Origin of the sequence: Streptomyces sp. N35 (genome assembly GCF_016464295.1) — a bacterium.
GTDB lineage: Bacteria > Actinomycetota > Actinomycetes > Streptomycetales > Streptomycetaceae > Streptomyces.
On the sequence record NZ_JAEIMH010000166.1, the window covers coordinates 1 to 6,352 of the forward strand.

Here is a 6,352-nt window from a genome sequence, read left to right on the forward strand (position 1 = left end):
CGTCGAGCACACCTTCGCCCGGATGAAGACCTACAAGATCCTCCGCGACTGCCGGCAACACGGTGACGGCCACCACCACGCGGTCCGAGCCGTCGCCCACATGCACAACCTCGCCCTGGCGACATGACCACCACACCCCACGAACCGGCCCTGACCTGCCCTAATACAGCCTTCTGCAACAGCCTTTAGGCCGTGTATCGAGAATGGCTCTTGAGCTATGGGTGATCATGGTTCATGGCGCGGGGAGATCTCACAGACAAGCAGTGGGCGGTGCCGACCGTGTTGTTGCCGAAGGGCACGAAGCCGGGACTGCCCGCCCGTCTGGTCCCGGCGGCAGTTGATCGACGGCATACGGTTCCGGGTCCGGACCGGTGTGCCGTGGCGGGACGTGCCCGTCGAGTACGGCCGCCTGCAGTCCCTGGCCGACGCGAAGTGCGCGATCGTGTGGGACCTGTGCGTCGACTCCACGATGTGCCGCGCCCCCCAGCATGGGGCCGGGGCCTGCAAGCAGGGCGACTTGCAGAAGGAGCCACCGGGCGGCGTGTTCACCGAGTCCGATGATCACGGGCTGGGATGTTCGCGCGGCGGGTTCACCACCAAGCTGCGGGGATTCGCCGCAGTTCGAACCGGTGCTGGAGAAAGTCCGTGTGCCCCGCATCGGGCCGGGCCGGCCCGCGTTCGCCCGATCGCGTGCGGGCCGACAAGGCCTACGCCTCCCGCAAGAATCGCGCCTACCTGCGCCGCCGCGGAATCCGCTGCATTACCCCGGACAAGACCGACCAGGCGCGCAACCGCCGGAAGCTCGGCTCCCGCGGCGGTCGGCCGCCGTAGTTCGACCCGCGACTACCGCGAGCGCCACGCGGTCGAGTGCGGGATCAACCGCCTCAAGAGACACCGGGCGGTCGCCACGCGATACGACAAGCTCGCGGTCCGCTACGAGGCAACCGTCCTGATCGCAACCATCAACGAATGGCTGTGACCAGGGCCTTCAAGACTCATAAGGGCCACCCGGGAAGTACCTACTCCTGTGCGCTCGGGGACGATCACCGCGCCCGAGCGCGGCATCGGAGCGGTCGGCAGGTGCCATCCGTTCGGCCAGCGCCCGCAGCGTTTCCAGGCCGGCCAGCACCTCCGCGCGATTGTCCGACACCTTCATCCATGCCGGCAGCCGAGCGAACATCGACATCGTCGGCCGCACGCCACCACGCTCTCGCAATCGCGCCCCAACATAGGCGGACAGCTCGTCGACGTGCTCCTCGTTATAGGCCCACAAGATGCGACCGGCGCAACGGGTCTGCAACCACAGAGGCCGCTGAAAGAACGGATCCTCACTACCACCCAGCACCGCGCCGACCAGACCAGCCCCCTGCGCCTCAGGTTGCCAGTCGGCGACGGCACCGCACCCTCCACAAGCCAGACGACGCGGCTGGAACAGGAGCTCGCTGAAGTATCTGGGATCAGAAAGGCCAGGCCGGAGGATTACGAGAGCACAGCCCTCGCATCGTGGACAGACCACGAGCATCCGGCCTGCGAACCGAGCCAACCAGCGCCCTGAGTCATAGTGACGCGTGAGATCAGTGCGCGGCTCGGAATCCATGACGGACACCATCGCAGGTGCGCGAACGAGCAGCTACAGGATTCTCGAAGGTGCCCCCCAGGTCCGCTACCAGCCACTTTCGATACACGGCCTTACAGGGTCGGCCGCTCAGTCGGCCCGTCCCGTCGCCGCCACCGTCACCCCGAGTCCGATCATCGCGAAGCCGCCCGCACCGCCGATCATCGACAGGCGGCGGTCGGAGCGGGCGAACCAGCCGCGGGCGGCGGAGGCGGTCAGGCCCCAGGCCGTGTCGGTGACGAGGCCGATGCAGATCGGCACAAGGCCGAGGATCAGCATCTGACCCGGAAGACCGCCCGCGGAGTGGTCCACGAACTGCGGCAGTACGGCGGCGAAGAAGACGATCCCCTTCGGGTTGGTCACCCCCACGATCACGCCGTCGAGCACGGTCCGCAGATCCCCGTGCCGCGCCGCGCCCTCACCCGAGGCCTGCATCGCCGAGGCCTTCATCTCCTTGCGGTGCCGGTACGCCTGCACGCCCAGGTACATCAGATACGCGGCGCCGGCGAGCTTCACCGTCACGAACACCGTGGCCGAGCGCTCCACGAGCGTGCCGACACCCAACGCGACCGCGACGACAAGGAGATACGAGCCGACCACATTGCCGGCCACGGTCGCGAGCGCGGTGCGCCGGCCGTGCGCCAGCGCCCGTCCGATCACGAACAGCACGCTCGGCCCCGGGATCACGATCACAAGCAGCGACATCGCGGCGAACGCGAGCAGACGGTCCATGGACACCATGTCCTCACCCCCGCCGCGATGCTAGGTGACGTGCGTACGCGAATGTCAGGGCCCGACGGGAGGGTCTTACGGAGCGGACGCGCCGGCCCCGGCACAGAGCCGGCACTCACGGCAGCAACCCCGCCCGCCGCGCCGCCACCACCGCCTCCCACCGCGAATGCGCCCCCAGCTTGCGCATCGCCGAGCGCAGATAGCCCTTGACGGTCTCCGCCCCGAGCCCCAGACGCTCGGCCGCCGCCGCGTTGGTCGCACCGAGCGCGACACAGGCGAGCACATCCACCTCGCGCGGTGCCAGGCGCACTTCGGGCGACGGACGCACGGCGGGTTCGGACGCGGCCGCCAGCGTGCCGTAGGCCTCGGTGAGTTCGGCGCGCAGCTGCGGATCCTCGATCCTGGGCGCGAGCGCACGCAGCGCGCTGTGCGCCTCACGCACCCGTTCCCAGGCATCCGCTCCGACGCAGGGTTCGCGCGCGGCCACCAACAGGTCATGGGCCTCGTCCCGTACGACCAGGGCCTGTTCCACATCCCGGGCCGCCGCGACCGCCGCCGTCAGGATCCGCTCGCCGAGCGGCTGCGCCGAGCGCAGCGCCCCGTACAGGACTCCGCGCACCTTGCGGCGGACGATCACCGGCACCGCGAGCACCGAGCGCAGCCCTTCGGCGGCGACCAGCGCGTCGTACTCATGGCTGATGTGCCGCGCCTCTTGATAGTCGACCACCGCGCACGGGCGCGACAGCGCGACGGCCTTGCCGCCGAGCCCCGAACCCGTGCTGACCGCCACGCCCTTGAGGGTGCCCGAGACCGTGCCGCTCACCTCGTCGATACGCAGCCGCCCGCGCTGCCGCGAGGGCGCGGGCGGCGATCCGAGCCGGTCGTAGACCAGTCCGCCGAGCGCCACCGGAAGCCCGGTGTCCCGGCGCAGCCGCACCAGGGCCGAGCGCAGCTCGTACGCCTCGGCTCCCCGTCCCTCGTACCCCGTCACTGCTGCCCGCCTTCCGTGCTCGCCCCGTGGAGGCCCGGTTCCGTCCCTGCTGAGGGGGTGGTTTTACCGAGGCCTCTGAGCACAGGATGCTACGTAGGGATGGGCCGAATGCACCGGATACCGGATCACAGGAGACACATCATGCGGACACCGATGACCGTCGCGGACTTTCTCCACCGGGCGGAGGCGGGCTTCGCGAACAGTCCCGGTGTGATCGACGAGCCGGACCAGCCGGCGCCCGTCGTACCGGAGTCGACCTACGGTCGCCTGGGGGAGCGGGTGCGCGCCTGGCAGGCGGGCTTCGACGCGCTCGGGATACGGGAGGGCGAGCGGATCGCCGTCGTCAGCCACAACTCCGCACGCATGCTGGAGCTGCTGTTCGCGGTGCCGATGAGCGGGCGGATCTGCGTGCCCGTCAACTTCCGCCTGAAGCCGGAGGAGACCGAGTACATCGTGCGGCAGAGCGGCGCGTCGGCGGTCCTCGTCGACCCGGAGCTCGACGACGCGCTGTCCTCGGTGAAGGCACGGCACCGTTTCGTCCTCGGCGAGCAGACCGAGAGCGAGCTGATGCGCTTCGGCGTCGAGCCGCGGCCCTGGGCACGGCCGGACGAGGACGCGACCGCCACCATCAACTACACCTCGGGAACCACCGCACGCCCCAAGGGAGTTCAGCTCACCCACCGCAACATCTGGGTCAACGGGCTCACCTTCGGCCTGCACACCCGCGCCTGGGAGCGGGACGTCTATCTGCACACCTTGCCGATGTTCCACTGCAACGGCTGGGGCATGCCGTTCGTGATGGCCGGGCTCGGCGCCAAGCAGGTCGTGCTGCGCAAGGTCGACGGCACCGAGATCCTGCGCCGGGTCGAACAGCACGGGGTGACGCTGATGTGCGGAGCGCCCGCCGTGTGGAACGCGGTGCTCGGCGCGGCGGCCGACTGGCAGGGCGAGATCCCGGGCCGCGACAAGGTGCGTCTCGTCTGCGCGGGCGCGCCGCCGCCGAGCCGCACCATCCAGCGCGTCGAGGAGGAACTGGGCTGGGAGTTCACCCAGATCTACGGACTCACCGAGACCTCCCCGTTGCTCACCTTCAACCGCACCCGGCCCGAGGACGACGCCCTGCCCGCCGAGGAACGCGCCCGCAAGCTGTCCCGCGCGGGCCTTCCCGCTCTGGGCGTACGGCTCCAAGTCGCGGACTCCGGCGAGGTCCTCGCCCGGTCGAACGTGGTCCTCGACGGCTACTGGGACAAGCCCGAGGAGACCGAGGCGGCTCTGGAGGGCGGCTGGTTCCACACAGGCGACGGCGGAGTGATCGACGAGAGCGACGGCCATCTCACCATCTCCGACCGCAAGAAGGACGTGATCATCACGGGCGGCGAGAACGTCTCGTCGATCGAGGTCGAGGACACCCTCTTCGGCCACCCCGCCGTCGCCGAGGTGGCGGTGATCGGCGTACCGCACCCGAAGTGGGGCGAGACCATCAAGGCACTCGTCGTCCTGGAGGAAGGAGCGACAGCCACGGAGGCCGAGCTGATCGCCCACTGCAAGGAGCGCATCGCGGGCTACAAGGCGCCCACCTCGGTGGAGCTGCGGGAGTCGATCCCGCGTACGGCCACGGGCAAGATCCAGAAGTTCAAACTGCGCGAGCCGTACTGGGAAGGCCGGTCACGCCAGATCAACTGATCGCCCGAGCCGGGCTTCGAACCCGACTTACCGAGCACACCTGAACGGATGGGCGCTCTCCTCGCACTGGCCTCCGCCGTCCTCTACGGTCTCGTCGACTACGCCGGCGGGGTCCTGTCGCGTCGTGTCCCCTTCGCGACGGTCACGTTCCTCGGCCAGGTCGGCGGTCTGGTGTTCGCTGTCGCGGCCGCCCTCGTGGTGCCCGCACCGTCCGTGTCCCAGGGCGACCTGGTGTGGGGCGCGCTGTCCGGTGTGGGCAGCGCGTTCGCCATGTGGTTCCTCAACCGCGGGCTGAGCCGGGGTGACATGAGCGTGGTGGTCCCGGTGAGCGCCGTGACCTCGGTGGTCCTGTCCGTACTCGCCGGCGTCGTGGTCCTGCACGACCGCCCGACCCCGCTGGCCTGGGCGGGCATCGCGGTCACGGCGCCCGCCCTGTGGCTGGTCTCCGGCGGCTCCCGGCAGGCGGCCCCCGGCCGGGGCGTCGCGGACGGACTGCTCGCGAGTGCGGGCGTCGCGTTGCAGTACCTGGCCCTTGCGCAGGCGGACGCGTCGAGCGGTCTGTGGGCCGTGGCCGCGGGCCGCCTCGTCGCCGTCGTGGTGCTCCTTCCCACGGCGGTACGCCGGCTCCGCGTGCCGGCGGTGCAGGGCGTCCAGGCCTTCGCGATCGGCGCGGGCGCCGCGCTCGGCCTGAGCCTGTACCTGCTGGCCACACAGCAGCAGATGCTCGCGGTGGCCGTGGTGCTCGCCTCGCTGTACCCGGCGATCCCGGTGATCCTGGGACTCGCGGTCCTGCACGAGCGGGTCAACCGCCGTCAGATGGTGGGCCTTTGGGGAGCGCTGGTGGCCACGGTGCTGCTCGCGCTGGGGTGAGCAGCGAGGACGGCGCCTTGGCTCGTACGGCGGCGGGGCCTCAGCTCGTACGGCGGTGAGGCCTCAGCTCGTACGGCGGTGAGGCCTCCACTCGTACGGCGCGGTGAGGCCTCCGCTCGTACGGCGGTGAGGCCTCCGTCCGTACGGCGGTGAGGCCTCCGTCCGTACGGCGGCGGCGCCTTCGCCGTACGGCAGTGGGGCGGCCTCACACCTCCAGGAGCTGCCCCGCGGCGGCAGCCGCCCCCACAAGGCCGGCCCCGGTCCCCCCAGCCCCCGCCGCGGTCTCCAGATGGCCGACGAAGGACAGGGCGGCGTACGTCTTCAAGTGCCGTCGCAGCGGGCCGAACAACAGGTCGCCCGCCGCGGCCACCCCGCCGCCGATCACGCAGAGGTCGATCTCGACGAGCGTGGCCGTGCCCGCGATTCCCGCCGCGAGCGCCTTGCCCGCGCGGTCGAAGGCC

At 70.6% G+C, this 6,352-nt stretch carries 6 protein-coding genes and 2 pseudogenes; 4 read left to right on the forward strand and 4 right to left on the reverse strand.

From position 1 onward, the window contains the following. Window positions 1-127 (forward strand): annotated as a pseudogene (locus tag JAO81_RS41230) (IS5/IS1182 family transposase); the annotation flags it as partial. 107 nt (window positions 128-234) lie between these two features. After that, a pseudogene (locus JAO81_RS41235) lies at window positions 235-979 on the forward strand (transposase). 9 nt (window positions 980-988) lie between these two features. Here the strand turns inward: JAO81_RS41235 and JAO81_RS41240 are convergent. The 3 genes from JAO81_RS41240 to JAO81_RS41250 form a co-directional block, all read right to left on the reverse strand. Next, complete coding sequence (locus JAO81_RS41240) at window positions 989-1,597, reverse strand: hypothetical protein (RefSeq protein ID WP_199553146.1); 609 nt, start codon at window positions 1,595-1,597, stop codon at window positions 989-991. A gap of 108 nt (window positions 1,598-1,705) precedes the next feature. Beyond that, window positions 1,706-2,356 carry a LysE family translocator gene (locus JAO81_RS41245; RefSeq protein WP_199553147.1) on the reverse strand — a complete coding sequence of 217 codons (651 nt, stop codon included), beginning with the start codon at window positions 2,354-2,356 and terminating at the stop codon, window positions 1,706-1,708. A 106-nt stretch (window positions 2,357-2,462) separates the two neighbouring features. Beyond that, complete coding sequence (locus JAO81_RS41250; RefSeq protein ID WP_199553148.1) at window positions 2,463-3,338, reverse strand: LuxR C-terminal-related transcriptional regulator; 876 nt, start codon at window positions 3,336-3,338, stop codon at window positions 2,463-2,465. 141 nt (window positions 3,339-3,479) lie between these two features. On the opposite strand from JAO81_RS41250, the gene JAO81_RS41255 reads away from it, so the two are divergent. Then, complete coding sequence (locus JAO81_RS41255; RefSeq protein ID WP_199553149.1) at window positions 3,480-5,021, forward strand: AMP-binding protein; 1,542 nt, start codon at window positions 3,480-3,482, stop codon at window positions 5,019-5,021. A gap of 48 nt (window positions 5,022-5,069) precedes the next feature. Further along, complete coding sequence (locus JAO81_RS41260; RefSeq protein WP_199553150.1) at window positions 5,070-5,891, forward strand: EamA family transporter; 822 nt, start codon at window positions 5,070-5,072, stop codon at window positions 5,889-5,891. Between the two features lie 205 nt (window positions 5,892-6,096). On the opposite strand, the gene JAO81_RS41265 is transcribed toward JAO81_RS41260, so the two are convergent. Then, window positions 6,097-6,352: ROK family protein (locus JAO81_RS41265; protein ID WP_199553151.1), on the reverse strand; the 256-nt coding region annotated here is incomplete at its 5' end.